Here is a 26496-nt window from a genome sequence, read left to right as displayed (position 1 = left end):
GGGATAAGAATGGCTGCTGCAAAAACCACAGCGCGCAAGGGTGCAACCACCCGCCGCCGCAAAGAACGCAAGAATATCGAGCGTGGCGCCGCCCATATCCAGTCCACGTTCAACAATACCATCGTGACCATCACCGATACCCAGGGCAACGCCCTTTCCTGGGCCAGCGCTGGTGAGCTGGGCTTCCGCGGTTCGCGGAAATCCACCCCCTTCGCCGCTCAGACGGCTGCCGAGACCGCCGCGAAAGCCGCGATGGAGCACGGCCTGAAAACCGTCGAAGTGTTCGTCAAGGGACCGGGCGCCGGCCGTGAAGCCGCTATCCGCGCCCTGCAGGCCGCCGGACTTGAGGTCAACATGATCAAAGACGTGACCCCGGTTCCCCACAACGGATGCCGTCCTCCCAAAAGAAGACGCGTCTGATCATCCAATTCAGGAGGTGCAACCAATATGGCTAGATATACCGGTGCGGTGTGCAGACTCTGCCGCCGTGAAGGACAGAAACTCTTTTTGAAAGGCGAGCGGTGCTATACGGCTAAATGCTCCGTGGCCCGCCGTGCTTACGCCCCTGGCCAGCATGGCCAGGCCCGCAACAAGAAGGCGTCCGAATATGGCCGCCAGCTGCGCACCAAGCAGTATGCCAAGCGCTACTACGGCGTTCTGGAAGGCCAGTTCCGCCACTATTTCGAAATGGCTGAGAAAATGCAGGGCGTGACCGGCGAAAACCTGCTGCGTCTGCTCGAATCCCGCCTGGACAACGTGGTGTACCGTCTGGGTATGGCCAGCTCCCGCGCCGAGGCGCGCCAGCTGGTGGATCACGGCCACTTCACCGTCAACGGCCGCAAGGTCAATATCCCTTCCTTCCTGACCCGTCCCGGCCAGGTTGTCGCCATGAAGGACGGCAGCCGTTCCCTGGATAAGATGAAGGCGATTGTCGAGGCCAACGCGGGCCGGCCCATCCCGAAGTGGCTGGAGCTCAACCGTGAGACTCTGGAAGCGAAAATCGTCGCGGTGCCTAACCGCGAGGACATCGATCTCCCCATCGAAGAAACCCTCATCGTCGAGTTGTACTCGAAGTAAGAACCACCGACCGGCGGCGGGTTTCCGCCGTCCCGGCGGGCCGGTTCTGACCGACATCCAACCGCGGACGTGGGGGAGAAGCCTTGTGTCCGTTCCCCCAATCCGTTTTTTATAAGGAGGGTTTTGAATGATTGAGATTGAGAAGCCCAGAATTGAAGCCGTGGACCTTGCGCCCAACGGCACGTACGGGAAGTTTGTCGTGGAACCCCTTGAGCGGGGCTATGGCACCACTTTGGGAAACAGCCTGCGCCGCGTGCTGCTGTCCTCCCTGCCCGGCGTGGCGGTGACCTCCGTGAAAATCGACGGCATCCTCCACGAATTTTCCACCATCGAGGGTGTGAAAGAGGACGTTACCGAAATTATATTGAACATCAAGGGTCTGATCGTCAAGATCAACGGCGACGGCCCCAAGGTTGTATATATTGAAGCGGAAGGCCCCGGCGAAGTCACGGCCGGCTCCATCAAATGCGACAGCGAGGTGGAGATTCTCGAGCCCGACATGCACATCGCCACGTTGGGCGAGGGTGCCAAGCTGTATATGGAAATCACCCTGGATAAGGGCCGCGGCTATGTCCCGGCCGAGCGGAACAAGCAGCAGATGGCTCCGGTCATCGGCGTTATCCCGGTGGATTCCATCTACACCCCGGTTCTCAAGGTCAACTACACGGTGGAGAACACCCGTGTCGGTCAGATCACCGACTACGATAAGCTGACCATGGAAGTGTGGACCAACGGCACCATCAGCGCCAAGGAGGCCGTGTCTCTGGGCGCTAAGGTGCTCACCGAGCACCTGAACCTGTTTGTGGATTTGTCGGGAGAGACCTATTCCGGCGACTCCATCATGGTCGAAAAGGACGACAAGGGCAAGGAAAAGGTTCTGGAGATGACCATCGAGGAACTGGATTTGTCCGTCCGATCCTTCAATTGCCTCAAGCGTGCGGGCATTAACACCGTGGAAGACCTCATCAACAAGAGCGAAGACGATATGATGAAGGTCCGCAACCTCGGCCGCAAATCGCTGGAGGAAGTTATCAATAAATTGGCGTCGTTGGGCTTCGGCCTGTACGACGAGGAAGAATAAACCCGCCGGGAACCCTAGGGATCCCCGGAATGTCTTCCAAGAATTCGGAAAAGGAGTGAATCCCAATGCCTGGAACCAGAAAGCTCGGCAGACCCACGGCTTCCCGTATGGCGATGCTGCGCGCGATGGTCACCTTCCTGCTTGAGAAGGGCCGGATCGAAACCACCGTGACCCGTGCCAAAGAGGTGCGGAGCATGACGGAAAAAATGATCACCATTGCCAAGAACCCCACCCTGGCGAACAAGCGCCTGGTTTACGCCTTCGTGACCAAGGAGAGCGTTTCCAAGAAGCTGTTTGATGAAATTGCGCCCAAATATATGGAGCGCAACGGCGGCTATACCCGCATCATCAAGACCTGTGCCCGCCGCGGCGACGCCGCCGAAATGGCGATTATCGAGCTGGTCAAATAAGCTCCCTACAAAAGACGCGCGCAGCCGAAACCGGCTGCGCGCATTTTTTACTCTGTTATGGTATAATAACCTCACGCCGTAAACGGAAATCAGAGATTTCCGACGGCTGGGAGAACATTGAACCACTCCGGAACGGGCAGAGCCGTTCCGTACTAAGGAGGGCGGCGCTCCGCACCGCCTTGTGGTATAATAACCTCCGTGACCGGCGCGGTGGTACGCGCCGAACCGCGCGGCTGCGCGGCTAACGGAAAGCGGCGCTTTCCGTTACGGAGAACATTGTACCATCAAAAGGCCCTGCTGCGGCAGGGCGGGGCACTGTCATGCCCCCCACAAACGTCGTTTGCTTGCTTTTGTGGTATACTAACAACCAGGATTCTGCACGATCTCCAACACAAACGCAAAGGAGTCGATCTTATGGGCGAAATCGTAGCCTCCCGTGTGCTCAACACTCTGTATATCTACCTCGACATCGGCTTTCTCCTTTTCCTGGCCGTGACGCTTCTCGTGCTGAAGCGGTACGCCGCCGCGATTTTCGGCTTTCTGGGCGGCCTGCTCTACTTCGCCGTGGACTACGGAATCTTCTATCAGCTCCTTGGTACCCGCACCGTCACCGGGGCCGCTCCCTTCTGGTTTCTGCTCTGGCTGAGTATGAGTTACGGCTTTACCAACTTCGTGTGGATCTGGCTCTGGCTCGACCGGGACGGCCACACGCTCGAATGGTCGCTGCTCATCGTCTCCGGCTGGTTTGCCACCGCGCTGCTCAGCCGGAATTTCGGCGCCGGCTTCGGTGAAATCGCCATTTCCCGGGGCAGCGACAGCTATCATGGGGTCATGGCCCTCCTCCTGTTCGTGGGCTATGCCATCCTGTGCCTGCACAACCTGCGCGCTCAGGACCCCTCCCGCAAAATCCCCATCCCCTGGATTCTCGCCATTGGCATCCTGGTCCAGTTCGCCTGGGAGGCCGTGCTGCTGGTGACCGGTATCCGCGCCCAGGGGCTAGGCCCGCTTATCGTCAACTCCCTGCTGGAAACCAACCTCGGCCTGCCATATATCTACTTCATCCACCGGGCGGTCTCCCGCCGCCGGGGGGAGGATCTCCGTCCCGTCGGCTAACAGATGATCCCGCCTGGCCAGCCGGATCGCCTTCTCCGCCCGGTAGGACGCCAGCGACCACTCCATGGGCGGCCGGTTCTCCAGCTCTGTCTCCAACTCCCGATACCACTGCCGCACCTGCCGCGCCACTTCGGCGTCCTGATCCCGCAGCAGGGGATAGGCCGCCGGCACCGCCGCCTCCGACAGCCCCCGCAGATGGGCCACGTCGATCGTCTCCAAGTCCCCGCTGCGGTAATGCTCCACATTGTAGGCCGCCATCCGGGCATCCACGTCCGCGAAATTCAGCAGCGCGAACAGCAGGATGAACGCCGCCCCGATGCCGCGCGCCAAATGCAGCCGGGTCGCCAACTGGCTGGCGATGACCAACAGGAACACCATTCCCAGCAGCACCATGAACCAGGAGGTGTACACCCGCAGCGCCGTCAGCCCATACCCATCGATGTACAGCAGCATCTTGCGCAGCGCCGTGACAATAAGCGCCAGGGTGAACACCGCCAGGATTACCGTGTACACCCGCACCGCTGCCGGCTTTTTGCCGGTGTCCGCGTCCCGCCGGCTGAACAGCTGCAGCAGCGCGATGAGCGTCAGGTTGAGCACCGCCACCCCGCACAGCTCGAAAAACCCCCGCCGCGCGTAATCGGCGTAAGTGTACCCCGCCGGCAGCAGGTTTTGAAACGCCGACAAAAAATACGCCGACTGGGACGCGAAATACACGAGATACAGCAGGCACACCGGCGTCATGGCTGCCACCGCCACCGTGCGGGGCATCACCCGCAGCTGCCGCCGGGTCTCGTCCATCCCCTCGTCGGTGAAGGCCGTGGGGCAGCAGCGGCTCCGCCCGGAATACACCGCGCTGAACAGCAGGAACGCTCCTGGCACCGCCAGCGCCGCCCGCATTACGCTGCGGAAGATGTTGAGCTCAAAGCCGCCGAACAGCGTGTCCCATACCGTGGTCAGCAGCCCCGCGAAGGCCGCATCCGCCTGAAACAGCAGCACGCCCGTCGCCGCCGTCACCGGTATCGCGATGAGAAGTCCCAGCGCCACCCGCTTCGTCTGTTTCCCGGCGGGCACCCGGCGGAACAGCCCGCCGAAGGAGCCGGCCGCCGCCCCGAAAGAGGCAAACGGCATCACCAGGAAGGCCCGCGCCTGATCCGCCGGCCAGTGGCGGCGGATCAGCCCCTTGCCATCGTCCATGGCGGTGCGGTACGCCCAGAGGGTGAGCAGCAGCAGCAAAAACACCGCCGTGCAGAAGGTGACGAAGCTGGGCCGGAACAGGGAAAACACCGTACCGAACCCCAGCAGCAGGAGTATCCCCGCCCAGTAGGCGCGGCCGAGGGCGCAGCCCTTGCCCCGCAGATACACGCTGATTCCCACCCCCAGCGTAAAAAACAGCAGGGTGGTGCCGATGCCGTAGCTCCCGAAAAAATACCATCGCACCCCCATATAGCCGGCCGCCAGGCAGAACAGCGTGAATAGTCCGTCCCCCAGGGTATAATTTTTGGCTGCCGGCGGGGCCGTCGCCTCTACCGCCGGCTCGGCCGGCCTGTCTATCCCATAGTCCATAGCAGGTTCCTCCTTGCTTTCCACTACTTGAAATTTGCATTTCCAAGAGCCACAATAGCATACAGGAATCTATTTGTCAACAAAAAATTATCGTTTATCGATACATAACGCCCTGGAAGCCTCTGGAGCCCTTAACATATAAAGGAGACGCTGCCCGTGGAACTTTCCCCGATGTATAACGCCGATACGCCACTCGCGAACGCCATCGGCGCTCATCTTTATCGAAAAACGGCATCTTTCCACACCCCTGGCCACAAGGGCCGGGCCCCTGTGTTGAAAAGTCTGTCCACCCTGTCCGCCGACCTCACCGAGTTGCCCGATACCGGCAGTTTGTACGACGGCGGCGACGCCATCGAGGCCGCGGAAATCCAGGCGGCGCGCGCCTTCGGCGCCTCCCAGACGTTTTTCAGCGGCGGCGGCTGCACCCTGTGTATCCAGGCCATGCTGCTCCTGGGCGCGGGGGCCGGCGGCCGGGTGCTGATGGCCCGGAACGCCCACCGCAGCGCCCTTCACGCCGCCGCCCTCCTCGGTCTTGACGTGACCTGGCTGTGGCCGGATATGACGGAAATCAACGGTTTTCAACAGCCCTCTGTGGAAAGTGTGGAAAGTTCGCTGAAGGCGGACAGGCGTATACGCGCCGTATATGTCACCAGTCCCGACTATGCCGGCAATCTGTGCGACATCGCCGGCATGGCCGTGGTCTGCCGGCGGGCCGGCGTCCCCCTGCTGGTGGATAACGCCCACGGCAGTCACTTGGGGGCCTTCGAGCGGCATCCCCTGGCCCTGGGGGCGGCGATGACCGCCGATTCGGCGCACAAAACCCTCCCGGTGCTCACCGGCGGCGCTTGGCTTCATATCCGGCCCGGAGCTCCCGTCAGCCGGGTGGAGGCCAAGGCCGCCATGGCTCTGTTCGGATCCACCTCGCCCGCCTTTCCGGTGCTGGCCTCCCTGGATTTGGCCCGCCGGTGGTGGGAGGAGAGCGGGCCCGCCGCCTTCCGCGCCCTGGCGGAGCGGGTGGAAGCCCTGCGCCGGGCGGCGGACGCATCCGGCGTCGTACGCGCCGCCTTTTCCGAGCGGCCCGCCGCCCTGCGGGATCCCGTCCGCCTGGTGCTGGACGGCGCGCCCGGCGGCGTCAGCGGGGAGGCCCTGGGGGCCTATCTGCGCGCCCGGGGCTGCGAACCGGAGCACACCGACAGCCGGTATGCAATCCTCATCCCCACCCCCTTCAACACCGAGGAGGAGTTCGCCCGCCTAGAGCGGGCCCTGCGGGAGCTGCCCGCCGCCCGCCTGTCCGTAGGCGCCGCCGCCGGCTTCACCCCTTTTTTGGCGGACGAACGGCCCGAGGCGGTGCTGTCCCCCCGGGATGCCCTCCTCCGCCCCGCCGAAACCGTGCCGGTAGGGGAGGCGGCCGGCCGGATCGCCGCGCGCAGCGTGTGTCCCTGCCCGCCCGGAATCGCCGCCGCTGTCCCGGGGGAACGGCTGTCGCCGGCTCTGGCGCGGATGCTGGAAATCGCCGGATTTTCCCAGATTGTTGTATTAAAAACCTTGTAACGGCGCATAAAATACAGTATAATATAAAAGCGGCAACCTGCCGCGCGACGCGTTCTCTAAATGAAACGGAGGATTTGTTCTATGAAACTGATCTTCGCCATTGTGAATAAGGACGACAGCGGATCGGTGTCGTCCGCGCTGACCCGCGCCGGGTTCTCGGTGACCAAGCTGGCCACCACCGGCGGCTTCCTGATGGCCGGCAACACCACCTTCCTGGTAGGGACCGATGACAGCCGGGTGGATGAGATCATCTCCATCATCGAGAAGCACTCCAAAAAGCGCACCCAGATGGTGCCCAGCTCCACCTACGGCACCTCCACCTACGCCTCCTTCCCCGTGGAGGTCACGGTGGGCGGCGCCACTGTCTTCGTCACCGACATTGAGCGGTACGAGAAGCTGTAAGGATGCGATTTGAAGGCTTTGCGGGCAACGAGGCGGCCAAGCGGCAGCTGGCCGCCGATATCGACGCCGGGCGGTTTCCCCACGCCCTCGTGCTGGAGGGCCCGCAGGGGAGCGGCCGGCGCACCCTGGCCCGCCTGCTGGCCAAAGCGGCCGTCTGCCAGGGGGCGGGGGACAAGCCTTGCGGCGTCTGCCCCGGCTGCGTCAAGGCCGCGGCCGGCGGCCACCCGGATATCATCGAGGTGGGCGGGGACGGGTCGGCCCGGTCCTTTCATATCGACGCCGTGCGGGCCGTGCGGGAGGACGCCTATGTCCTGCCCAATGAGGCGCCCCGCCGCGCCATTCTGCTCATCGGGGCCCACAATATGACCGAGCAGGCGCAGAACGCCCTGCTGAAAATTTTGGAGGAACCCCCGTCCCACGTGGTGTTTCTCCTGACCTGCGACAACCGCGCCCAGCTGCTGCCCACCGTTCAGTCCCGGTCGGTGTGCATCCCCCTGGGCGGCGTGCCGGAGGAGGAAGCCCTGCCCCTGCTGCGGCAGCGGCTGCCCGATGCCGGCGAGGAGGAGCTGAAGCGGGCCCTCATCGTGTTCGGCGGCGTGATTGGCCAGGTTCTCCACGGGATGGAGGAGGGCACGTTCCGTCGGGTGCTGGAGTTGGCCCCCGCCCTGGCGGCCGCCGTCGCCGCCCCGGACGAAATCGAGCTGCTCCGCCTGACCGCTGGCCTGGATAAGGACAAGGAGGCTCTGGATGGGGTGCTCGGGGCGCTGCGGTGGATCTTCCGCGACGCGCTGGCCGCTCGCTGCGGGGCCGCTTCCCGTCTGTCCACCTCGCCTGAAACGGCGGACAAGCTGGCCCGCGCCCTCACCCGGGCGCAGCTCATGGCCCTGCTGGAAACGGTGGAGGGGCTGGAGCAGGCCCGCCTGCGCAACATGAACGCCACCCTGTTTGTCACCCTGTTCTGCGCCCGCCTGCGGGCCGCGGCCGGGCGGTGAACTTTTCTATAAACGATAGGAGACAAGCGAATGGCTGTGATTATCGGCGTCCGTTTTAAGAATACCGGCAAGGTCTATTATTTCGATCCCGGCCAAAACCAGCTGGAAAAGGGCAGTCTGGTGGTGGTGGAAACCGCCCGCGGCATCGAATGCGGCGAGGTGGTCATCCCCAATAAGGAGGTGGCCGATTCCACCATCGTCAAGCCCCTGAAGCCGGTGCTGCGCCCCGCCACGCCGGAGGATAAGCGGCGGGCCAAGGAGAACGCGGAAAAGGAACAGCGGGCCATGCGGGTCTGCCAGGAGAAAATCGCGGCCCATAAGCTGGATATGAAGCTGGTGGACGTGGAATACACCTTTGACAATTCCAAGATCCTGTTTTACTTTACCGCCGACGGCCGGGTCGATTTCCGGGATTTGGTCAAGGATCTCGCCTCCGTTTTTCGCACCCGCATCGAGCTGCGGCAAATCGGCGTGCGGGACGAGGCCAAGATGCTGGGGGGCCTTGGCATCTGCGGCCGTCCCTTCTGCTGCTCCCAGTTTCTCAGCGATTTTCAGCCCGTGTCCATCAAGATGGCCAAGGAGCAGGGCCTGTCCCTGAACCCCACCAAGATTTCCGGTTCCTGCGGCCGCCTAATGTGCTGCCTGAAATATGAGCAGGACGCGTATGAGTCCCTGCTGCGCATGACCCCCAAGGTGGGTGCTTTGGTTACCACCAAGGAGGGCAAGGGCGTGGTCTGCGACGCCAATATTCTCACCGGCGTGGTCAAGGTGCGGCTGGACAAATCCCCCGATTCCCCGCCCGTGGTGATGGATCGCAAGGATGTCAAGGTCATCCGGGACGGCAAGCTCAAGGTGGGCAAGGAGGAGCGGGCCAATTTGTCGAACCTGGAAGAATAATGCCCGCCTGGCAGAAATTTTAACACAAAACCGGTTGCAATTTCGCCGCGGTATGGTATTATAAAAAAGAACATAATATAGGAGGTGCTTTTCAATGGCATATAAGATTTCCGACGACTGCATTTCTTGCGGTGCGTGCGAGGCGGAATGCCCCGTGTCCGCTATCTCCGAAGGGGATGGCAAATATGAAATCAACCCCGAGCTTTGCACCGAGTGCGGCAGCTGCGCGGATGTTTGCCCCGTTGGCGCTCCTCAGGGCGAATAAGTGATTTCGTAACGCGTTGCCGGGCGGCCCCAGCGGGGACGCCCGGCAATTGTCGTTTTCCGGCGGGCCGCGCGCCCGGTATTTTCACAGGAAGGAGGGGCGGCCATGGCCATCCGGTATGAACCTCTGGACGGCGGGATGGCCGTGGCGGTGGACGACTTCTGCGGCTTCGGCGCCGACGCCCTGTTCCTGGCCCGCTTCGCCTCGCCGCGGCCCGGCGAGCGGGTGGTGGATCTCGGCACCGGCTGCGGCATTCTGCCGGTTCTCCTCCTGCGGGATTCCGCCGCCGCCCATGTGACCGGCGTGGAAATTCAGCCCGCCGCCGCCGCGCTCGCCCGCCGATCGGTGGCGCGCAGCGGCCTGGACGGCCGGGCCGCCGTCCTCTGTGCCTCCTGGACGGATTTGGATGGTCTCCTGCCCCGGGAAGGGTTTCACCTGGTGGTGTGCAACCCGCCCTATTTCCCGCCCGGATCCGGGCGGGAAAGCGCGTCGCCCGCCGCCCGCCTGGCCCGGCATGAGCAGCCGGGCACCCTGGACGAGGTGGTTGCCGCCGCGTCCCGTCTGCTACGCTTCGGCGGCCGGTTCTGCCTCTGTCACCGGCCGGAGCGGCTGGCGGATGTCGTGGCCGCCCTGCGCCGCCGCGGGCTGGAGCCCAAGCGGCTGCGCACCGTGCAGGGCGCCGCTGCGTCCGCCCCCTGGCTGCTGCTCCTGGAGGCCAAAAAGGGCGGCAAACCCGGCTTGCGATGGGAACCGCCCTGGCTGCAGGACCAGCCGGCGCATAGGCAGGAGATATACGGTAGGAATATATCGTGAATACTATACGGACTGTTGAGGTGAAATCGGCTATGAGCGGCCGTTTGACTTTGGTGGGCACGCCCATCGGCAACCTGTCGGATATGTCGCCCCGGGCGGTGGAGGCCCTGGAGGCCTGCGATTTTATCGCCGCGGAGGATACCCGCGTCACCCTCCGCCTGCTGAACCATTTCGGCGTCAAAAAGCCCCTGGTCAGCTATTATGAGCACAATAAGCGGACGAGGGGAGAGGCGCTGTGCGCCCGCCTGCTCGCGGGGGAGAACGGGGTGCTGGTCAGCGACGCGGGGATGCCTGCTATCTCCGATCCCGGGGAGGATCTGGTGGCCCTCTGCCATGAAAAGGGCATTCCGGTGGGGGTGGTGCCCGGTCCCAGCGCGGTGGTCACCGCCCTGGCCATCGCCGGCCTGCCCACCGGCCGTTTCACCTTCGAGGGGTTTCTCAGTATGAACAAGCGCAGCCGGCGGGAGCATCTGGCGTTGCTGAAAGCCGAGCCCCGCACCATGGTGTTCTACGAGGCGCCCCACAAGCTGCCCTATACCCTGGCGGATCTCCTGGAGGCCCTGGGCGATCGGCGTATCGCTCTGGTGCGGGAGCTGACCAAGATCCACGAGGAAGTGGTGCGCACCACCTTGGCCGAGGCCGCCGCCCGGTACCGGGAGGAAGCGCCCCGGGGGGAATTCGTGGTGGTGGTCGAGGGCGCTGCCCCGCCACAGGCCCCGCCCGCCTCTCCGGAGGACGGGGCGGCCCTGGCCGGAGCGTACGTGCGCGAGGGGCTGTCTCCCTCCGAGGCCGCCAAGCGCGCGGCGGCCGAGACCGGGCTGAAAAAGGGCGATATCTACCGCCTGTTGATGGAATAGCGGCGCCGGGAGCGCCCGCGGAGAGGAAGGACAAGATATGACGGCAATGCTTTTGGACGGATTCTTTTCCCAGCTGGGGGTGGGCAATTACATCATGCTCGGCGTGATGGTGGTCGGCGTGGTGGTGCTGTACATCTGGGGCAGCCATTATAAGGGCAAGGACAGCCGGGCCGAAATGCTTCAGCGCCGGTACGGCTTGATGGACGCGGATAAGCTGGCCGAGGTGCCGGACGAGGAGCTGGTGGAGGCTGTGGTGGCCAACATCATGGCCAAGGTGGACAAGCGCCGTCCTGATGCCTATAAAACGGTGTCTCAGCTGTCCCACGGCCGCAACGCGGTGTACTGCGTGTGGCTCATCTGCAAGGAGCTGGACGCGGGCAGCTTTGAGGAGGTGCTCGAGGGCCCCTCCGCTGTGTTCCTGGAGCTGGCGGCCGACGGTTTTGACGCCGTGGGCGCGCCGGGCTGCGCCGCCGCGGTGCGGAGCGTCCTCACCGCCTCCTCCGAGGAGGAGCGGGCGGAACTCCACGCCGATTTCCTGGAGCAGGCCGAGGTCGAGCAGCCCCTGGAAAAGTGCGTGGAATACATCCGGGACAATCCCGACGAATTCCTGGACGAGGGGATTCTGGGCCGGTAATGCCAAGAGACCGCCGCGGAAGAGGGGCGCCCTCTGCCGCGGCGGCCTTTTATGTCTGCGGGAGTTAAAACAAAAGCCGGGAGACCAAGCAGCTCCCGGCTTTTGCGTTTATTCCTCCATCTGCTTGCCGAGGAACGCCGCCGCCACCTGGCAGAGCTTCACGTCGCTCTCGCCCGGGATGGCGCCGCTCTCGGGCAGCATCATGCATACCGCGCCGGTCACGTCGCCCGCCGCCACGATGGGGGCCACCACCGCCGCGTACCGATCCACCGATTCCACCGGCTGCAGCCGTCTCGCGTCACCCGCCTTGGCCACGTGGGTCTGCCGCTGGTCCATGACCTCCTCGAGCTGGCCGGAAATCCGCCGCTCCAGGAAATCCTTCTTGGCGCCGCCCGCCGCGGCCACCACGTGATCCCGATCGCAGATGAGCACCGTCAGCCCGCAGGCCCGGGACATCACGTCCGCGTACTGGGCCGCAAAGGGAGACATTTCGCCCACTGGGGAATATTTCTTAAAGACGACCTCGCCGTCGTTATCGGTGAAAATTTCGAGCGGGTCCCCTTCGCGGATCCGCATGGTGCGCCGGATTTCTTTCGGTATGACCACACGACCTAAGTCGTCGATTCTTCTGACAATTCCTGTTGCTTTCATCGCTTATCCTCCGTCTGTCGTTTTCTAAGGCCGGCCGCCGCCGTTGCTTTTTCATAGCAAGGTTATTGTCTGCACCCAAAGAAAATTTATACGGAGAAACTTTCAAAATTTGTAAGAGGTTTGTTGGATATTTGCGACCGCTTTCCCCAAAACATATTGTGCCAGAGCATTCTTTTGTTCCTCGTCAAGAAGCATAAATAGTTTTTCTCCAATCTGTTTGCCGAATTCTTCTATGTCAAAAACAGATAATGTCCCATATGACCACCTTCTTTATATTGCATGGTTCTCTTCATATTATTTCTTCAGGAACAGGGAAAAGGTGCTGCCGTTTTCATCGGATGCCACCTTGATGTACCCGTTCTGCTTATTCACAATATCACGGGTAAGATATAAGCCGATTCCTACACCGTCAACCCCTGCCGACTGCTTTCCACGGTAAAACCTGCCGAAGATCTTTGCCTGTTCTTCTTCGGGAATACCAATCCCATTATCAGATATATCCAGCCGCAGATAGGATGGGTATTCGGTGATTTTTAAACCCACAACGCCGCCGTTAGGCGTGTATTTCACAGCATTGTCAAGCACATTGGTAATGGCCTCCGCCGTCCAGTTAAAATCAAGCACCGCCTCAAAGATCTGTTCACAGTCAAAGGTGATCGTTATGTTTTTCTCTTTTGCTTTTGCGTAGACAGTTTTTACTGCTTGCAGAACAATATCATTCAGGCTGTTTCTTTCAGGTTTCAGACTGATAATGCCGCTTTCCAGACGGGACATTTTAATCAGGCTGTTTGTCAAAAAGGTCAGCTTTTCAAGGGATGTTTGCAGGGTGGCAACATATTCGTTTCGCTCCTCATCGGATAACGCTTTATCACCGAGCAGCTGCGCAAAGGTATTTGCCGCCGCTACCGGCGTTTTGATTTGGTGGGATATATCGGAAATCAAGGTCTTGATATGCTCTTTTTCCTGCGCCAGCATTTGATTCTGCGCTCTTAAAATATTGCGGAGTTTTAGAAGCTGGTGCTGCAACCGTGCGGTCAGGGTGTCCTCGGCTTCTGAAAAGACCGTCCGTTCCTGCTGCTCCACCAAAGCCTCAATGAGCAGTGTGATCTCCTCCAACAGATTATCGTTATAGCGGTTGTGCAGAAAGTCCAGCAGAAAAAGCAGACCGCATAAAAGCACAAAGCCAGAAACGACAAAAAGCATACGGGAAAAGCTGTCCTCCATAAAAAAGAACGCGCCAACAGATACCGCCGCCGTGGCAGTACCTGCAATCAAAATCAGTTTTCTGTAAATTCCAAAATGCTTCATCGTCATTCTCCAAGGGTATAGCCCATACCAAAAACCGTCACAATGTATTCCTGCTTTTCATCATTCAGTTTCTGCCGCAGCCGCTTAATATTCACACGCACCGTATTGTCGTCCACAAAGTTCCCGTCTATATCCCAAAGCTGGTCTAAAAGCATGGCCTTTGTAACAACCCTGCCCCTGTTTTCCATTAGATAAAGGAGCAGTTTGTATTCCGTTGATGTCAGGTGTATTTCCTGGCCCTTCATCAAAACAAGGCATTTTTCTTTATCCACTTCTAAATCCCGATATCGAATACGGGCAGCTCCGCCACCCGTCCGTTTTAAGACTGCCAGTACCTTTTTCCGCAAAACCTTAATGGGAAAGGGTTTGGAAATATAGTCGTCACAGCCCGCCGAAAAGCCGGAAAGCATATCTTCCTCGGTGTCATTGGCGGTCAGGAACAGCACAGGCGTTTCGGAAGTTTCACGGATTTTTTCGCAAAGCGCAAGACCGCTGCCGTCGGGCAGGTTAATATCGAGCAGGAACAAATCATATTTTTGTTTTTGGTATTGCTGCAAGGCTTCCAGATAGCCATAGACTGCTGTAACCGTATGCTCGTCCTTTTTTAAGGCGATAGAAATGCCCTTGCTCAAAATTTTGTCATCTTCAAGGAGAAAAATATTTGCCATAGCTGCAAAACTCACCGCCTTTCCTCATAGATAGAATTGCAGGAGCAGACGCAGCAGCGCTGCGTCTGTTCCGCAAACTCACTTAGTTATCAAAATTGTGCAGCCGTTCAATGACCGTTTCATCAGAAGTCGCCTTGTAAACAATGGCGGGAACGCTCAGGCAGATCACAAAGATTGCCGCAATCAAACCGATGACAAGTGCAACAGGGTACTCAAACACCGCATAGTTTGCTATGTGGGGAACGGCGTCCGCCACCAGCAGCAGAAACGCATTGCCGAAGGTCATAATCAGCAGCGTAGAGATGAGGGCATAAATGCCGCCTTCCAAGGTCAGTATCTTTCTGATCTGCTTTTTCGTTGTGCCGATACTTTCCATCATGGCAAATTCATTTTTTCTTGCCACTACGCCGGTCAGCATCACATTGACAAAGTTAATCAAGCCGATGACAATGAGCAGAATCGCCGCGCCATTCCCTAACAGGTTGATAGAATAGAACGTCTGATTAAATAGTTCTTTCTGATTCACGGCAGATTTCATCTGCCACTCCGATGTGGTCAAGGTACTGTTGATTGCCTGCAATTCGCTGTCAATCTGTTCCAAGTCATTGAAATTCTTAATATCCACGCCGATTGCGGAAATGATCGATTCTTTCGTCAGGCGTTCCATACCCGCTTCGCTGACAAAGATGATATTGGGCACCATATAAATGTCCTTGCGTCTGCCAATACTATCGGAAAGATTATTCCCATAATCGTCATAGTAAAAAGCTCCGTCGATTTTGAAATCGGTTGCTTTGCCGTCTGTACTGTCAGCGGTCAGCGTCAGTGTTTTACCCACCAAAGCGGTATTGGGAGCAAGATGTTCTGTATCTTTTCCTGCAGTCGCTGTTTCGCCGCGCTTAAATGCCGCAATGTCAATGGGCGTATCCGGATGCTTGGCGTTGTATTCTTCCAGCGCCTTATCATCGTCGAGAGTTGTAATATAGCAGCCGTACTCACCGGCGTCAGCATACCCTTTAAGCGCCTCTATCATCTGTTCATAGGACTGCCCTTTGGACTTATATTTGCTGTCCTCATATTTGATTTTCATAAAGCCTTCTAAAGCGGCTTCATCAAACTTAATGCCTGCCCAGACGGTTTTTTGAATATCTACATTTTCAATGCCGTCGATTTGCTCAATCTGCTCTATAAAGTGTTCGTCAAACTGCGGTACTTCCTTGTTGGGCTGCTCAGGCTGTTCAAACTGGATATCGTTGTATTCAAAGTGATAGTCCATATATGCTTTAATAAAGTTTTCGGCATTCATACTTCCGATGACTCCGTTCACGCCTAAGATCATGGTGATACCCATAAACAGGGACATAAACACAAGAATAGCGCGCTTTTTGTCACGGAATACATTGTGGAACGCCATCGCGTGCAGCTTGCCGCCATTGATGGAATTTCTGCTTTTCGTTTTCTTCGGCGCGAAGTTCTGGAATTTCAGCGCTTCCACAGGCGAAATTTTCGCCGCCGCTTTTGCCGGTGCGTTGCAGGCAATCCAAACCGTTACCGCCGAAAAGAGGATAGACAGAATATAGATCGACGGATGGAAGAACACCTCGGCCTCCATCATCGACTTGCCCTGTTCAAAGCCCTCATTCAAGACAAGGGGAACAATGCCAAAAGAAACGGCAGTAGCTAACAAAATGCCAATCGGGATACCGATACAGGCAAACTTGACTGCCTGATTTTTAACCAGCGATTTGATCTGCGCCTGTGTTGTACCCAGCGTTTTCATCAAACCGTAAAACCGGGTGTCTTTTGAAATGGAGATATACAGGACATTGTAAATAAGCAGATAACCGCTGCCGATAATGAAGAACACCAAAAGGATCACCATGGCGATAACCGAGCCGTTTGATGTTTTCATCGAAACCGAACCGCTGAAAGATTGGTTTTCGTTTAACTCCACATCTCGTTGAATACGGTGAAAATCATCGGGCATTTTTTTCAGCGATAAAGAGAGAATGCCGTCCTGTGCCATTGTGTAGCCTGCGTTTTTACAATACGCCTCGGAAACAAAGCCCATTCCCGTGCCTGTATAGGAATGAAACCAGCCGCTTAATGTGAAAGTTTTTTCCTGCTGACCGTTTTTATCATAGTAGGACAGAGGAATTTCCATATTCAGTTTCGGTTCTGTAATGCCGAGCTGTGAAAGGGCATCCTCCGACAGCATGATTTCATTTTCGCTTGCGGGGTATTTGCCCTCCAAATCCTTAATGGCTTCCTGATAGTGTTTTTCCCATTCAGTGGTGTCGTAATACTGGAGCGCAATGGAAAGCTCACGCCCCTCGCCGTTCTCCTCGGCAACCGAGCCGACCATATACTGCATACCGACGGTTTTGACATAATCCAAGTTCCGGATCTGCTGCTCCTGCTCTGCTGTCGGCATCGCAAGGGATACATTCGCGGTTGTACCGGCTGTTCGTACCTGCATTAACTTCATATTTTCCATATAGTTAATGCCCAAACTGAACACGGTGGTAATCATAAACGTGGTGAGGACGATTGCAAACACCGCAAACAGGTTACGGGTGCGGTTTGCTTTCATCATTCCCTTTTCCACTCGCTTAACTGCGCTTTTATTCCGGTTAGCGTGCATACCTGACACCTCCCGAAACAACCTTGCCGTCCTCAATGCGGATCGTGCGGTCTGCCATTTGAGCGATTTCCTCATTGTGAGTAATCATAATGGTGGTCTGGTGGAACTGACGGCTGATAGCCTGCATCAGCAGAATAACATCCATGCTTGTTTTGGAGTCCAGATTGCCGGTCGGCTCATCCGCAAGGATAATAGCGGGTTTTGTTGCAAGGGCACGGGCAATCGCCACTCTCTGCTGCTGACCGCCGGAGAGATTGTTCGGCATATTTTTGAGTTTTCGCTCCAAACCGAGGGTGTGGATAATCTCTTGCACAAAACCTGTATCGGTCTTGCCGCCGTCGATTTCAATGGGGTACACGATGTTCTCATATACATTGAGGACCGGGAGCAGATTGTAGTTCTGAAAGACAAAGCCGATATTCCTGCGGCGGAAAATTGTCAATTCCTCGTCCTTCATTTTCAAAAGCTCTTTGCCCCGAATCGTGACGCTGCCGGAAGTGGGGAGGTCTAACCCGCCGATCATATTTAAGAGGGTGGATTTACCGCTGCCCGATGTACCGATGATAGCAACAAACTCGCCTTCTTCTACAGAGATAGACACCCCGTCCAAAGCGTGGACTTCGCTTTCTCCACTGCCATATATCTTGCGTAAATCTTTTGTTTCAAGGATTGCCATAACTAAAACCTCCAAGTTCTTTTTATGATTTTAGTATAGCGGCCACTTCTTACAATCTCATTACAATCCATACTGAAAATAAAAAGGGTATTGTTGATCTTTAGTTTATTGGAATATCCATTTGTCTTTCGGTAAAACCAAAGTCTTTGCCCCAACAGCCCAATGATATGCGAAACCAGCGTAACGTCCTCTTGGGGATAAACACCGTTTGTGATCTGCAAAGCCACCTTCTCTATTTTTTCATGCTTGTTGGTGACATATCCCCAAACCTCTGAGATCATTGCCGCTGGCAATGGCTGCGCGTTCCGTTGGAACGCTGAAAAAATATAACCAAATAGAAGAACAAAAGAAAACTGCTATGCATCGGATAAACCTTTTGCATAGCAGTTGTTCTTTTTCCGTTTACCTGACATTCGTCATAAGTTTTGCAATGTTTCCTTATGGGCTACTGCCTTCCGGCACGGGCCCTGTCTGTTTTTTATTCCGCCAGCCGCGCGGCCACCGCGTCCAGGAACTCCATGGAGCCCACTGCCGTCTTGTTCGGCAGGGTGGACAGCAGCGCCAAATCCTTGGTCATCACGCCGTCCTCGATGGTGCCTAGGGTCGCGGCCTCCAGTCGGTCGGCGAAGGCTTCCAGGTCGGCCAGCCCGTCCAGCTGCGCCCGCTTGCGCAGTGCGCCCGACCAGGCGAAAATGGTGGCCACCGAGTTGGTGGAGGTGGCCTCCCCCTTCAGATGGCGGTAATAGTGCCGGGTGACGGTGCCGTGCGCCGCCTCATATTCGTATTTCCCGTCCGGGGAAACCAGCACGCTGGTCATCATGGCCAGAGAGCCGAAGGCCGTGGCCACCATGTCGCTCATCACGTCCCCGTCGTAGTTCTTGCAGGCCCAGATGAACCCGCCCTCCGACCGGATAACCCGGGCCACCGCGTCGTCGATGAGGGTGTAGAAATAGGTGATTCCCGCCTTCTCAAAAGCCTCCTTGTACTCCGCCTCGAAGATCTCGGCAAAGATGTCCTTAAACCGGTGATCGTAAATCTTCGAAATGGTGTCCTTGGTGGAGAACCACAGGTCCTGCTTAATCGACAGGGCATAGCTGAAGCAGGAGCGGGCGAAGCTGCTGATGGACGCGTCGGTGTTGTGCATCCCCATGACCACGCCGCCGCCCGCGAAATCGTGGATCAGCCGGCGGGTCTCCCGTCCGTCCTTGCCGGTGACCACCAGCTCCGCCTTGGCCGCGTTCTCCACCCGGATTTCGGTGTTCTTGTAGATGTCACCATAGGCGTGACGGGCGATGGTGATGGGCTTCTTCCAAGTGGACACGCTGGGCGTGATTCCCTTGACGATGACCGGCGCGCGGAACACTGTGCCATCGAGCATGGCCCGGATGGTGCCGTTGGGGCTCTTCCACATTTGTTTAAGGCCGTACTCCTCTACCCGCTGGGCGTTGGGGGTGATGGTGGCGCATTTGACGCCCACGCCGTATTTCTTGATGGCGTTGGCCGCGTCTACCGTCACCTGGTCGTCGGTGTCGTCCCGATGCCGCAGCCCCAGGTCGTAGTATTCGCATTGCAGATCCACAAACGGGGTCAGCAGCTTGTCTTTGATTCCCTGCCAGAGAATGCGGGTCATTTCGTCCCCGTCCATCTCCACCAGCGGCGTCGTCATGGCAATTTTCTTCATACGCGTCCTCTCCTTCTATGGTAGCATTCATTGACAAGGGCAAACCGTGCGGCCCCTTTGTCAACCGATGCTATGGTTTCTCAGTTGTTCTTCAGCCGGACGAATACCAGCCGGCTGTTTCCCGCGCTGGAGGGGCTGGACTGCACGTCCAGGATCCCCAGCGACTTGACAAACGGGGTCAGCTTTTTGAACCCGTAGTTGCGCACGTCAAACTCCGGAAACCGCTTAGGCAGCCGGTTGCCGATTTCCGCAATGGGTACCCACTCGTCCTCGTCGGACACCTCGTCCACGATGGTGAGGATGGCCCGTTTGATGGTGGACAGGGGCGTCATTTCCGATTCCACCGGCTCCACCGGTGCCGGGGCGGCCTTGGGCTCCGGCTTGGGCCGGTTGGCCTGCTCGAGCACCTCCAGGTACTTGAACTTGTTGCAGGCCGCGATGAAAGCGTTGGGCGTCTTTTTCTCGCCCATCCCGATGACGTACATCCCCGACTCCCGCAGCCGCACCGCCAGCCGGGTGAAATCGCTGTCGCTCGACACCAGGCAGAAGCCCTCCACGTTCCCGGAATAGAGAATGTCCATCGCGTCGATGATCATGGCCGAGTCGGTGGCGTTTTTCCCCGTGGTGTACCCATACTGCTGAACCGGCGTGATGGAATTGTCCAGCAGCACGTTTTTCCACGACCCCAGGGCCGATTTGGTGAAATCCCCGTAAATCCGCTTGTAGGTGGTGGTGCCGTCATTGGATAATTCGTCGAGAATATACTTGATGTATTTGTCTGACACGTTGTCCGCGTCGATGAGGACGGCCAACCGGCAATCCTTGGCGGAATGCTTGTCTTCCATATATCCGTTCCTTTCTTTGTTAGTCCAGCTTCCCCGCGTGGCGGAAATCGACGGCCGCGCCGTAGGCTCCGCCGTTGAAGGGGCGCAGGATGATGCCGCTGTTTTTCGCGGGGATGCCGATGGTCCGTTTCTGAAAATCCAGCGGGATGGAGGGGCATTCCTCCACCAGCAGCTTTTCCAGCGCGTCCACGTCCGCCCGGCTCACGTCTCCCACCGACAGCTTTTTGTACTGCTCGTCGAACCGTGCGCTGCTGTACTTGGCCAGGTTTCCTGCCGGCGCGTCGGACAGGAAGGCCGCCAGCCCGCCCATGGCGTACAGGGAGCCCCCCGTCTGGGCGCCGATGGCTATCTGATAATTTCCCACCTGGAGGCGGGCGCGCAGCTGGTCGGCGGGAACCGGATCCAGGGTGAAATACAGCGTCAGATGGCTCTGCCAGGACTGGATGACGTACCGCGCGAGGTTGATGCTGTAAGCGTCGTCGGCGCACAGCACCTTGAGCGCCGGCATGGCGGTCAGCGAGAGGGCCGCCATCCCCTCGCTCAGCTCGCGGCGCGCCTTGTCCCGGTCGGTGGTCACCGCCCGGGAATTGTCCGCGTTCCGGTAGGGCTCCGTCCCCTTCAGGATGGCGTCGGGGGCGATATACCCTTGGGCCAGGGTGCAGATGGTCTTGTCCAGCTGCTCCGCGATCCGATCGTAGGCCAGCGCGTCCCGCAGCGCCCGGCGGATGGAGGCGTTCGACAAAGCGGTCACGCTGTTGTTCAGCCAGACATACTCGATGGTGTCGTCCATGACCTCCAGATGGAACGCCTGCTCCCGGGCCGCCTCCAGCTGATCCGGCCGCAGCGCCGCCGCGTCCAGCGTCCCGGCCAGCAGCGCCTCGCCCGTCTCCGCCTCCGGCTGGATGACGTACCGCACCGTCGCCGGATACACGTCCTCCGCCTCGTGGTACTGCTCGTTCTTGTTCAGCAGCAGGGACTGGCCGTGGTTCCACGCCCCCAAGCTGAACGGCCCGTTGGTCAGCACATAGGCCTTTTCCAGCCCGTACCGTCCGGCGGTGTACTCGAAGAATTCCCGGTTGCAGGGCATGAAGGGCGTCCCCGCCAGCTTAACGGGAAATCCCGCGTCCGCTTCGGTCAGCGTGATGGTCAGGGTGTCCTCGTCCACCGCCTTGACCCCCAGCTCCTCCGCCGCCTTTTTCCCTTCGCTAACGGCCTGCGCGTTCTGGATCCCGAACAGCTGGGCCGCCAGGGCCGACCCGGTTTCAGGCATCACCGCCCGCTGCATCCCGAACACGAAATCCGCGGCCGTCACCTTCACCGGCTGCTCCCAGACCGTGGGGGTTTCCCCTTTCTTCGCCTTGGGCAGGGTGCTCCAGTAGGATTCCTTCAGCCGGAAGGTGTACACCCGCCCGTCGTCGGAAACCGTCCAGTCCGCCGCCGCCGGCACCGCCTCGCCGTTCTCGTTCAGCCGGGCCAGTCCCTCGAACAGCGCCGCCACCAGCGTCACCGACGCCGCGTCGGTGGAGACCTGGGGATCCAGCTGCCGCGGCTCCGCGCTCAGCGGGAAGCGAAAGCTCTTGCCCAGCGGCGTGTCCCTATGGCATCCCGCCAGCCCCAGCAGGGCTGCGCCCGCCAGCAGGACAGCCAGCAGGGATCTGCCCCATTTTCCGTGCAACAGCCTTCGCCCCCTTTCGTACCGTTCCTATGAACCCTTTTATTATACCAAGTGCGTCCCTGTATGTCCAATTGCATTTTTCTTAAATTCCTGATAAAATAGGTCCGTTTTCTTATCCAATCGGAGCGGCGGCCCCTTCTCCCCGCGTGGACGAGCCGCCATCCGGGTGAGTTGTGCCGCCCCATCGGGTGGAAAGGGGGAGCCGCATGACAGGCTTCGGTATCTTCGCCTATTTCGGGTACGATCTGCCCCTGGAGGAATCCCTGCGCCGCCTCGCCGCCGCCGGCTTCGATACCGTGTCCCTCTTCTGGGGCGCGTTCGACGGCGGCCCGCCCCTGCATCGTCAGCCGGAGCTGGCCCGCCGCGCCGGCCTGCGGGTTGAGAATGCCCACGCTCCCTTTGACGGGGTCAATGCCCTGTGGACGCCCGGCGACGACGGCGACCGCTACGCCGCCTCCCTTGTCGAGGCCCTGGAGGGCTGCGCCGCCTCCGGCGTCCCCGTCCTGGTGGCCCATCTGACGGACGGCCCCGCCCCGCCGCCGCCGTCTCCCCTGGGGATCGACCGCCTCCGGCGGGTGGAGGCCGCCGCCGAACGCCGCGGCGTTGTCCTCGCGCTGGAAAACCTGCGCCACGCCGCCCATCTGCACGCCGCCCTGTCCGCGCTGACCGGCCCCTTCACCCGCTTCTGCTACGACAGCGGCCATCATTTCGGCTGGGGAAAGGGGGAGCCCTATCTGGAACGGTATGGCTCCCGCCTCGCCGCTCTCCATCTCCACGATAACGACGGCACGCGGGATCAGCACCTCCTGCCCTTTGACGGCGCCGTGGACTGGCCCGCTCTCATGGCCCGGCTGGCCGCGACTGGCTACGACGGGGCTCTCACCCTGGAGGTGCAGGCCTTCGGCCGGTACGAGCGGGCTATGTCCGTCTCCGCCTTTCTCGAGCGGGCCCATGCCGCCCTCGAGCGGCTGTATGCCTGCCGGCCCTAGGCCTCATGTGTACAGCGCCTGTCCTTCCGGCATGGCGTCCCGCCGGCGCATCAGCCGCCCGAACAGCCGGCTGAACACCAGCGTGGACACCGCCGCCCCCAGAAGATCCGCCGCCGGCTCGGCGTAGAAGGCCGCCCGCGCGCCCCAAAGCGCCGCGAACGCCAGCGTCCCCGCCATATAGGAGATCTTGCGGAACAGGCTGAGCGATACCGACACCCGGGTGATTCCCAGCGCCGTCATCGCGTCCACAAAGGTGTACTGGAACCCCAGCGGTATAATCGCCAGGGTGAACGTCCGGATCCCCCAGCTGGATAGGTCGATAAGCGCCGGATCGGCGGTGAATATCCGCACGAACACCCGTGGCGCCAGCTGGGAAACCGCGAACATCCCCCCGGTGAAAACCAGGCACAGCAGCAGAATCCAGCGGATTCCCTGCCGGATCCGCGCCGTCTGCCGGGCGCCGTAGTTGTAGCTGAGGATGGGCTGCGTCCCGCCCGTGATCCCCGCCATGGGCATGGTGATGATCATCATGTAGCTCTGCACAATAGTCGCCCCGGTGATCAGCCGGTCGCCCTCGCCCGGCCCGCCGTACCGCTGCAGCACCGCGTTGAGCACGATGAGCAGCAGGCTGTCGGTGGCCAGGATGATGAAGGGGGAGAGGCCGAAGGCCAGCACCCGCCGGATAATCCGCGCCGAATACCCGCCGAAGGTGATGCGCACCGGCGTGTTCCGGTGGAACAGGAACAGCAGCACGAACGCGCAGCTCGCCACCTGGGACAGCACCGTGGCCAGCGCCGCCCCCGCCACCCCCATGCGCAGCGTGAAGATGAATAGGGGATCCAGCAGGATGTTCAGCACCGCCCCCAGCAGCACCGTGGCCATGCCGGTGGTGGAATACCCCTGGCAGATGATGAAATAGTTAAGCCCCGCCGCCAGCAGGGCAAAAAATGTCCCCGCCGTGTAGATGGTCAGATACGTGTCGGCATAGGGCAGGGTGGCGGCGCTCGCCCCGAACCAAAGCAGCAGCGGCCGCTTGATGAGCAGGAACAGCCCCGTCAGCACGCCGGCCAGCACCAGCAGCAGCAAAAAACAGTTGGCCAGGATCTGCCGCGCCCCTTTGAGGTTCTTTTCGCCCATCCGGATGGTGAGCAGCGGCGCGCCGCCCAGCCCCACCAACGTGCCGAAGGAGGACAGCAGCGTCACGATGGGGCCGCAGATGCCCGCCCCCGCCAGCGCCGTTTCTCCGATGCCCGGGATGTTCCCGATATACATGCGATCCACAATGCCGTACAGCACGTTGACCAGCTGCGCCACCATGGCCGGAATCGCCAGCCGCAGCACCAGCCGGGGGATGCTGTCGTTGCCCAAATCGTTCGTCCGTTTCATGCCCGTCCCTCTGTTCTCACCGATTTTCCGATGCTCAGTATAGCACACAGGGCGGGATTTGCAACCAGAAAATAAAGGGGCCGCGGCATCCCTGCCGCGGCCCCTTGCGTCTCTGTTTTAGGGCCGCAGTCCCATGCCGCCCTCCAGGGTGATGGTCTCGCCCGACATGTATTTGAAGTCGGGGGAGCCCAGGTGCACGCACACCCGGCCGATGTCCTGCTCCGGGTCGCCGAACCGGCCCATAGGCACCGCCCGCAGGTTCTTCTCGTACGCCTCGGGGTAGGAGACCTGAAAATTCTCCAGCTGGGAGGTCATGGCCAGGGGGCAGACCACGTTGACGTTGATGTTGTCCTTGCCCCATTCGGTGGCCGCCACCCGGGACAGGCCCCGGATGCCCTCCTTCGCGGCGGCGTAGGAGCATTGCCCCGCGTTGCCGAACAGGCCGGCGCCCGAGGCGAAGTTGATGACCGACCCCTGCGTTTCCTTCAGGTATGGGTAGCATTCCCGCATGTAGTAGAAGGTGGCGTACAGGCCGGAATACATGCCGAGATCGAAATGATCCTTGGTCTGGATGGCCAGCGGGATGCCAGATGCGGACGCCTGGGCGTTGTTGATCAGCACGTCGATGCGCCCGAAGACCTCGATGGTCTTTCGCACCACCTCCTTGACCCGGTCCTCCGACTCGTCGTCGGGGGTGACGTCCGCCTGCAGGGCCAGCACCCGGATGCCGTAGAGCCGTTCCAGCTCCTCCTTGGCGTCCAGAAGCTTCTGCTCGTTGCGTCCGGTCAGCACCAGATCCGCGCCCTCCTTGGCGTAGGCGACGGCGATGCCGTAACCAATGGATTTGGCTTTCCCGCCGCCGGTGATAATGGCGACTTTTCCATCAAAGATTCCCATGCGTTTCCACTCCTTATATGAATATAGTATAGTCAAAAGCGGCGCGTTCAAACCTCAGTATAGTCCCTTGTTAAATGAACGTCAATCAAAACCAAATAAAAACAAGCGCCCTTCCGCTGCATAGGATAGGTAAAGCACAGCGGTGGGCATAGCCTTCCTCTCGAGGTGATCCCACCCCGCCTATCTACACCGCGGATAGATCCCCCTTTTGCCGCTTCACTCCTCGTTCCAAAGAGCCAGCGCCAGCCTGGCCCCGATGCGCGCCCCTACAAGGCCGCCGCGATCCATCGTCCCCGTCCGGCCGCTTATCGACTTTTTTGACTGCCTGAACAAATTGGGGCTGTTGCGAAAGGGGTAAAAATCCCTTTTGCAACAGCCCCTAATCTCTATTTTATGTCGCGGCGCAGGCCGCCTCTTCCGCCGAGAACCGTGTCTCGATGATTTTCGGGCAGTCCGGCGGGGAATAGACCCACCGGTCCATGTGTCCCCCGGTGAGAAAATACCGGGGCGGCGCCAGGGACTTGTCGGAATCCTGCGCGTCGATGATGATCAGCTTCATCTTCATCTTGTCGGGCAGGATGCTCTTGATGTACACGCCCGCGTGCTGCCCCACCCGGACTCCTTCCCGGGGCTCCGCCAGCCCCGCCAGATTGGGGGTCAGCTCCACAAATATGCCGTAGCTTTCCACCGAGCGGACGACTCCCGCCACCGTCTCCCCCTGGGAGAACAGCGCCGCGTTTTCCTCCCACGTGCCCAGCAGCTCCCGCTGGGACAGGCAAATCCGGTTGTTTTCCAGGGAGGACACCACGCCGAAAATGTCCATCCCCGGCACAAACCGATCGGAGGGATGTGAGATCCGGCTGACCGAAATCCCCGCGATGGGCAGCAGCGCCGGCAGCCCGCACCCGATGTCGCAGAAAGCCCCGAAAGTCTCCAGCCGGGTGATCCGCGCGGGCACAATGTCTCCGCACCGCATGTTTTGTATGTATTCGTACCGGCACCGTTCCTGGGCGTCCCGGCGGGACAGCACCGCCCGCCGCCGTCCGTCCGGCAGATGCTCGAAGCCCGAAACCGTAAAGCAAACCGGCTTGCTCACCCGGGAAATCAGGGCGATGTCCCGCGTCGTTCCCTCCGCGATGCCCACGGCCCCCTCATAATAGGGGATGATGCCCTCCATGCAGGGCATTTCCACATGCAGATTGTGATCCGCGTCGCACAGGACGGCCCGCGCCTCCACCACCCGCCCCTCCATGGCGGCCTCCGCCAGGTTGGTGGCCGACCGAATGGTCAGTTGATTGTGGGGGGTGTCCAAAAGCGCCCCCTCCGGTAAAAATCGGTTCATTTTTAACCTCCATTTCTTTGCGGGCCCCTTCGCCCGGCTGCCGCGGATTCCCTCTCTTTGCCCCCAGCCGTCGCTCCCA

Annotated in this window: 26 protein-coding genes; 14 read left to right on the top strand and 12 right to left on the bottom strand. The window is 59.8% G+C overall.

Annotated elements, in window-relative coordinates:
* The first annotated feature begins 9 nt into the window (after nucleotides 1-9).
* The 5 genes from rpsK to ACSAMM_RS12445 all read left to right on the top strand — a co-directional run bounded on the left by rpsK (nucleotide 10) and on the right by ACSAMM_RS12445 (nucleotide 3681).
* A complete protein-coding gene (gene rpsK / locus ACSAMM_RS12465) occupies nucleotides 10-420 on the top strand; it encodes a 30S ribosomal protein S11 (RefSeq protein ID WP_178723126.1) in 411 nt (136 codons plus the stop codon).
* A 27-nt stretch (nucleotides 421-447) separates the two neighbouring features.
* A complete protein-coding gene (gene rpsD, locus ACSAMM_RS12460; protein ID WP_178723124.1) occupies nucleotides 448-1077 on the top strand; it encodes a 30S ribosomal protein S4 in 630 nt (209 codons plus the stop codon).
* Nucleotides 1078-1204: 127 nt separating this feature from the next.
* The gene (locus ACSAMM_RS12455) at nucleotides 1205-2158 is read left to right on the top strand and encodes a DNA-directed RNA polymerase subunit alpha (RefSeq protein ID WP_457791684.1); all 954 of its coding nucleotides are present in this window, start codon (nucleotides 1205-1207) and stop codon (nucleotides 2156-2158) included.
* 65 nt (nucleotides 2159-2223) lie between these two features.
* Nucleotides 2224-2568 (top strand): 50S ribosomal protein L17, encoded by a 345-nt coding sequence (gene rplQ, locus ACSAMM_RS12450; RefSeq protein ID WP_178723120.1) that lies wholly within the window; start codon nucleotides 2224-2226, stop codon nucleotides 2566-2568.
* 414 nt (nucleotides 2569-2982) lie between these two features.
* Nucleotides 2983-3681 carry a hypothetical protein gene (locus tag ACSAMM_RS12445; RefSeq protein ID WP_457791683.1) on the top strand — a complete coding sequence of 233 codons (699 nt, stop codon included), beginning with the start codon at nucleotides 2983-2985 and terminating at the stop codon, nucleotides 3679-3681.
* On the opposite strand, the gene ACSAMM_RS12440 is transcribed toward ACSAMM_RS12445, so the two are convergent.
* The gene (locus ACSAMM_RS12440; RefSeq protein WP_457791681.1) at nucleotides 3565-5244 is read right to left on the bottom strand and encodes a DUF4153 domain-containing protein; all 1680 of its coding nucleotides are present in this window, start codon (nucleotides 5242-5244) and stop codon (nucleotides 3565-3567) included. The two genes, ACSAMM_RS12445 and ACSAMM_RS12440, sit on opposite strands and share 117 nt — an antisense overlap.
* A gap of 171 nt (nucleotides 5245-5415) precedes the next feature.
* Between ACSAMM_RS12440 and ACSAMM_RS12435 the strand changes: the two genes are divergently transcribed.
* From ACSAMM_RS12435 to ACSAMM_RS12400, 8 genes are all read left to right on the top strand, one after another.
* Nucleotides 5416-6795, top strand: coding sequence for an Orn/Lys/Arg family decarboxylase (locus ACSAMM_RS12435; RefSeq protein WP_178723189.1), 1380 nt, complete (start codon nucleotides 5416-5418; stop codon nucleotides 6793-6795).
* 81 nt (nucleotides 6796-6876) lie between these two features.
* Nucleotides 6877-7197, top strand: coding sequence for a cyclic-di-AMP receptor (locus tag ACSAMM_RS12430; RefSeq protein ID WP_178723113.1), 321 nt, complete (start codon nucleotides 6877-6879; stop codon nucleotides 7195-7197).
* A 2-nt stretch (nucleotides 7198-7199) separates the two neighbouring features.
* Nucleotides 7200-8189: a DNA polymerase III subunit gene (locus ACSAMM_RS12425; protein ID WP_457791680.1), complete on the top strand. Its 990-nt coding sequence runs from the start codon at nucleotides 7200-7202 to the stop codon at nucleotides 8187-8189.
* A gap of 30 nt (nucleotides 8190-8219) precedes the next feature.
* Nucleotides 8220-9086, top strand: a complete 867-nt coding sequence (locus ACSAMM_RS12420; protein WP_178723109.1) for a stage 0 sporulation family protein — start codon at nucleotides 8220-8222, stop codon at nucleotides 9084-9086.
* A gap of 94 nt (nucleotides 9087-9180) precedes the next feature.
* A complete protein-coding gene (locus ACSAMM_RS12415; protein WP_178723107.1) occupies nucleotides 9181-9351 on the top strand; it encodes a 4Fe-4S binding protein in 171 nt (56 codons plus the stop codon).
* 105 nt (nucleotides 9352-9456) lie between these two features.
* The gene (locus ACSAMM_RS12410) at nucleotides 9457-10164 is read left to right on the top strand and encodes a tRNA1(Val) (adenine(37)-N6)-methyltransferase (protein ID WP_457791679.1); all 708 of its coding nucleotides are present in this window, start codon (nucleotides 9457-9459) and stop codon (nucleotides 10162-10164) included.
* Between the two features lie 32 nt (nucleotides 10165-10196).
* Nucleotides 10197-11021, top strand: a complete 825-nt coding sequence (gene rsmI, locus ACSAMM_RS12405) for a 16S rRNA (cytidine(1402)-2'-O)-methyltransferase (RefSeq protein ID WP_457791678.1) — start codon at nucleotides 10197-10199, stop codon at nucleotides 11019-11021.
* A 37-nt stretch (nucleotides 11022-11058) separates the two neighbouring features.
* A complete protein-coding gene (locus tag ACSAMM_RS12400) occupies nucleotides 11059-11655 on the top strand; it encodes a DMP19 family protein (protein ID WP_178723101.1) in 597 nt (198 codons plus the stop codon).
* 108 nt (nucleotides 11656-11763) lie between these two features.
* On the opposite strand, the gene ACSAMM_RS12395 is transcribed toward ACSAMM_RS12400, so the two are convergent.
* The 8 genes from ACSAMM_RS12395 to ACSAMM_RS12360 all read right to left on the bottom strand — a co-directional run bounded on the left by ACSAMM_RS12395 (nucleotide 11764) and on the right by ACSAMM_RS12360 (nucleotide 21803).
* Nucleotides 11764-12306, bottom strand: a complete 543-nt coding sequence (locus tag ACSAMM_RS12395; RefSeq protein ID WP_178723099.1) for a stage V sporulation T C-terminal domain-containing protein — start codon at nucleotides 12304-12306, stop codon at nucleotides 11764-11766.
* Between the two features lie 294 nt (nucleotides 12307-12600).
* On the bottom strand, nucleotides 12601-13614 hold the full coding sequence (locus tag ACSAMM_RS12390) for a sensor histidine kinase (protein ID WP_457791677.1): 1014 nt from the start codon (nucleotides 13612-13614) through the stop codon (nucleotides 12601-12603).
* 2 nt (nucleotides 13615-13616) lie between these two features.
* Nucleotides 13617-14297, bottom strand: coding sequence for a response regulator transcription factor (locus tag ACSAMM_RS12385; protein WP_457791676.1), 681 nt, complete (start codon nucleotides 14295-14297; stop codon nucleotides 13617-13619).
* Between the two features lie 67 nt (nucleotides 14298-14364).
* Nucleotides 14365-16926, bottom strand: coding sequence for an ABC transporter permease (locus tag ACSAMM_RS12380; protein WP_457791675.1), 2562 nt, complete (start codon nucleotides 16924-16926; stop codon nucleotides 14365-14367).
* Nucleotides 16916-17602, bottom strand: a complete 687-nt coding sequence (locus ACSAMM_RS12375) for an ABC transporter ATP-binding protein (protein ID WP_457791674.1) — start codon at nucleotides 17600-17602, stop codon at nucleotides 16916-16918. Before ACSAMM_RS12375 ends, ACSAMM_RS12380 begins: the two co-directional genes overlap by 11 nt.
* A gap of 478 nt (nucleotides 17603-18080) precedes the next feature.
* On the bottom strand, nucleotides 18081-19283 hold the full coding sequence (locus tag ACSAMM_RS12370) for an NADP-dependent isocitrate dehydrogenase (protein ID WP_457791673.1): 1203 nt from the start codon (nucleotides 19281-19283) through the stop codon (nucleotides 18081-18083).
* An 80-nt stretch (nucleotides 19284-19363) separates the two neighbouring features.
* Nucleotides 19364-20128, bottom strand: a complete 765-nt coding sequence (locus ACSAMM_RS12365; protein ID WP_178723846.1) for an NYN domain-containing protein — start codon at nucleotides 20126-20128, stop codon at nucleotides 19364-19366.
* Between the two features lie 19 nt (nucleotides 20129-20147).
* Nucleotides 20148-21803: a peptide ABC transporter substrate-binding protein gene (locus ACSAMM_RS12360; protein WP_457791672.1), complete on the bottom strand. Its 1656-nt coding sequence runs from the start codon at nucleotides 21801-21803 to the stop codon at nucleotides 20148-20150.
* Between the two features lie 206 nt (nucleotides 21804-22009).
* Between ACSAMM_RS12360 and ACSAMM_RS12355 the strand changes: the two genes are divergently transcribed.
* The gene (locus ACSAMM_RS12355) at nucleotides 22010-22792 is read left to right on the top strand and encodes a sugar phosphate isomerase/epimerase family protein (protein ID WP_457791671.1); all 783 of its coding nucleotides are present in this window, start codon (nucleotides 22010-22012) and stop codon (nucleotides 22790-22792) included.
* A gap of 3 nt (nucleotides 22793-22795) precedes the next feature.
* On the opposite strand, the gene ACSAMM_RS12350 is transcribed toward ACSAMM_RS12355, so the two are convergent.
* From ACSAMM_RS12350 to ACSAMM_RS12340, 3 genes are all read right to left on the bottom strand, one after another.
* The gene (locus ACSAMM_RS12350) at nucleotides 22796-24178 is read right to left on the bottom strand and encodes an MATE family efflux transporter (protein WP_457791670.1); all 1383 of its coding nucleotides are present in this window, start codon (nucleotides 24176-24178) and stop codon (nucleotides 22796-22798) included.
* A 117-nt stretch (nucleotides 24179-24295) separates the two neighbouring features.
* Entirely contained in the window at nucleotides 24296-25075 is a 780-nt protein-coding gene (locus ACSAMM_RS12345; protein ID WP_178723854.1) for an SDR family oxidoreductase, read from the bottom strand.
* 391 nt (nucleotides 25076-25466) lie between these two features.
* Complete coding sequence (locus tag ACSAMM_RS12340) at nucleotides 25467-26417, bottom strand: hypothetical protein (RefSeq protein WP_178723856.1); 951 nt, start codon at nucleotides 26415-26417, stop codon at nucleotides 25467-25469.
* Nucleotides 26418-26496 lie beyond the last annotated feature (79 nt).

Source organism: Anaeromassilibacillus sp. SJQ-5 (assembly GCF_054108045.1).
This window is presented reverse-complemented; position numbering and strand designations above follow the sequence as displayed.

What these genes read in the sequence shown, in the direction of transcription:
- rpsK (WP_178723126.1), top strand. Translation starts at nt 10, where the DNA reads ATGGCTGCTGCAAAAACCACAGCGCGCAAGGGTGCAACCACCCGCCGC.
- rpsD (WP_178723124.1), top strand. Translation starts at nt 448, where the DNA reads ATGGCTAGATATACCGGTGCGGTGTGCAGACTCTGCCGCCGTGAAGGA.
- ACSAMM_RS12455 (WP_457791684.1), top strand. Translation starts at nt 1,205, where the DNA reads ATGATTGAGATTGAGAAGCCCAGAATTGAAGCCGTGGACCTTGCGCCC.
- rplQ (WP_178723120.1), top strand. Translation starts at nt 2,224, where the DNA reads ATGCCTGGAACCAGAAAGCTCGGCAGACCCACGGCTTCCCGTATGGCG.
- ACSAMM_RS12445 (WP_457791683.1), top strand. Translation starts at nt 2,983, where the DNA reads ATGGGCGAAATCGTAGCCTCCCGTGTGCTCAACACTCTGTATATCTAC.
- ACSAMM_RS12440 (WP_457791681.1), bottom strand. Translation starts at nt 5,244, where the DNA reads ATGGACTATGGGATAGACAGGCCGGCCGAGCCGGCGGTAGAGGCGACG.
- ACSAMM_RS12435 (WP_178723189.1), top strand. Translation starts at nt 5,416, where the DNA reads ATGTATAACGCCGATACGCCACTCGCGAACGCCATCGGCGCTCATCTT.
- ACSAMM_RS12430 (WP_178723113.1), top strand. Translation starts at nt 6,877, where the DNA reads ATGAAACTGATCTTCGCCATTGTGAATAAGGACGACAGCGGATCGGTG.
- ACSAMM_RS12425 (WP_457791680.1), top strand. Translation starts at nt 7,200, where the DNA reads ATGCGATTTGAAGGCTTTGCGGGCAACGAGGCGGCCAAGCGGCAGCTG.
- ACSAMM_RS12420 (WP_178723109.1), top strand. Translation starts at nt 8,220, where the DNA reads ATGGCTGTGATTATCGGCGTCCGTTTTAAGAATACCGGCAAGGTCTAT.
- ACSAMM_RS12415 (WP_178723107.1), top strand. Translation starts at nt 9,181, where the DNA reads ATGGCATATAAGATTTCCGACGACTGCATTTCTTGCGGTGCGTGCGAG.
- ACSAMM_RS12410 (WP_457791679.1), top strand. Translation starts at nt 9,457, where the DNA reads ATGGCCATCCGGTATGAACCTCTGGACGGCGGGATGGCCGTGGCGGTG.
- rsmI (WP_457791678.1), top strand. Translation starts at nt 10,197, where the DNA reads ATGAGCGGCCGTTTGACTTTGGTGGGCACGCCCATCGGCAACCTGTCG.
- ACSAMM_RS12400 (WP_178723101.1), top strand. Translation starts at nt 11,059, where the DNA reads ATGACGGCAATGCTTTTGGACGGATTCTTTTCCCAGCTGGGGGTGGGC.
- ACSAMM_RS12395 (WP_178723099.1), bottom strand. Translation starts at nt 12,306, where the DNA reads ATGAAAGCAACAGGAATTGTCAGAAGAATCGACGACTTAGGTCGTGTG.
- ACSAMM_RS12390 (WP_457791677.1), bottom strand. Translation starts at nt 13,614, where the DNA reads ATGAAGCATTTTGGAATTTACAGAAAACTGATTTTGATTGCAGGTACT.
- ACSAMM_RS12380 (WP_457791675.1), bottom strand. Translation starts at nt 16,926, where the DNA reads ATGCACGCTAACCGGAATAAAAGCGCAGTTAAGCGAGTGGAAAAGGGA.
- ACSAMM_RS12375 (WP_457791674.1), bottom strand. Translation starts at nt 17,602, where the DNA reads ATGGCAATCCTTGAAACAAAAGATTTACGCAAGATATATGGCAGTGGA.
- ACSAMM_RS12370 (WP_457791673.1), bottom strand. Translation starts at nt 19,283, where the DNA reads ATGAAGAAAATTGCCATGACGACGCCGCTGGTGGAGATGGACGGGGAC.
- ACSAMM_RS12365 (WP_178723846.1), bottom strand. Translation starts at nt 20,128, where the DNA reads ATGGAAGACAAGCATTCCGCCAAGGATTGCCGGTTGGCCGTCCTCATC.
- ACSAMM_RS12355 (WP_457791671.1), top strand. Translation starts at nt 22,010, where the DNA reads ATGACAGGCTTCGGTATCTTCGCCTATTTCGGGTACGATCTGCCCCTG.
- ACSAMM_RS12350 (WP_457791670.1), bottom strand. Translation starts at nt 24,178, where the DNA reads ATGAAACGGACGAACGATTTGGGCAACGACAGCATCCCCCGGCTGGTG.
- ACSAMM_RS12345 (WP_178723854.1), bottom strand. Translation starts at nt 25,075, where the DNA reads ATGGGAATCTTTGATGGAAAAGTCGCCATTATCACCGGCGGCGGGAAA.
- ACSAMM_RS12340 (WP_178723856.1), bottom strand. Translation starts at nt 26,417, where the DNA reads ATGAACCGATTTTTACCGGAGGGGGCGCTTTTGGACACCCCCCACAAT.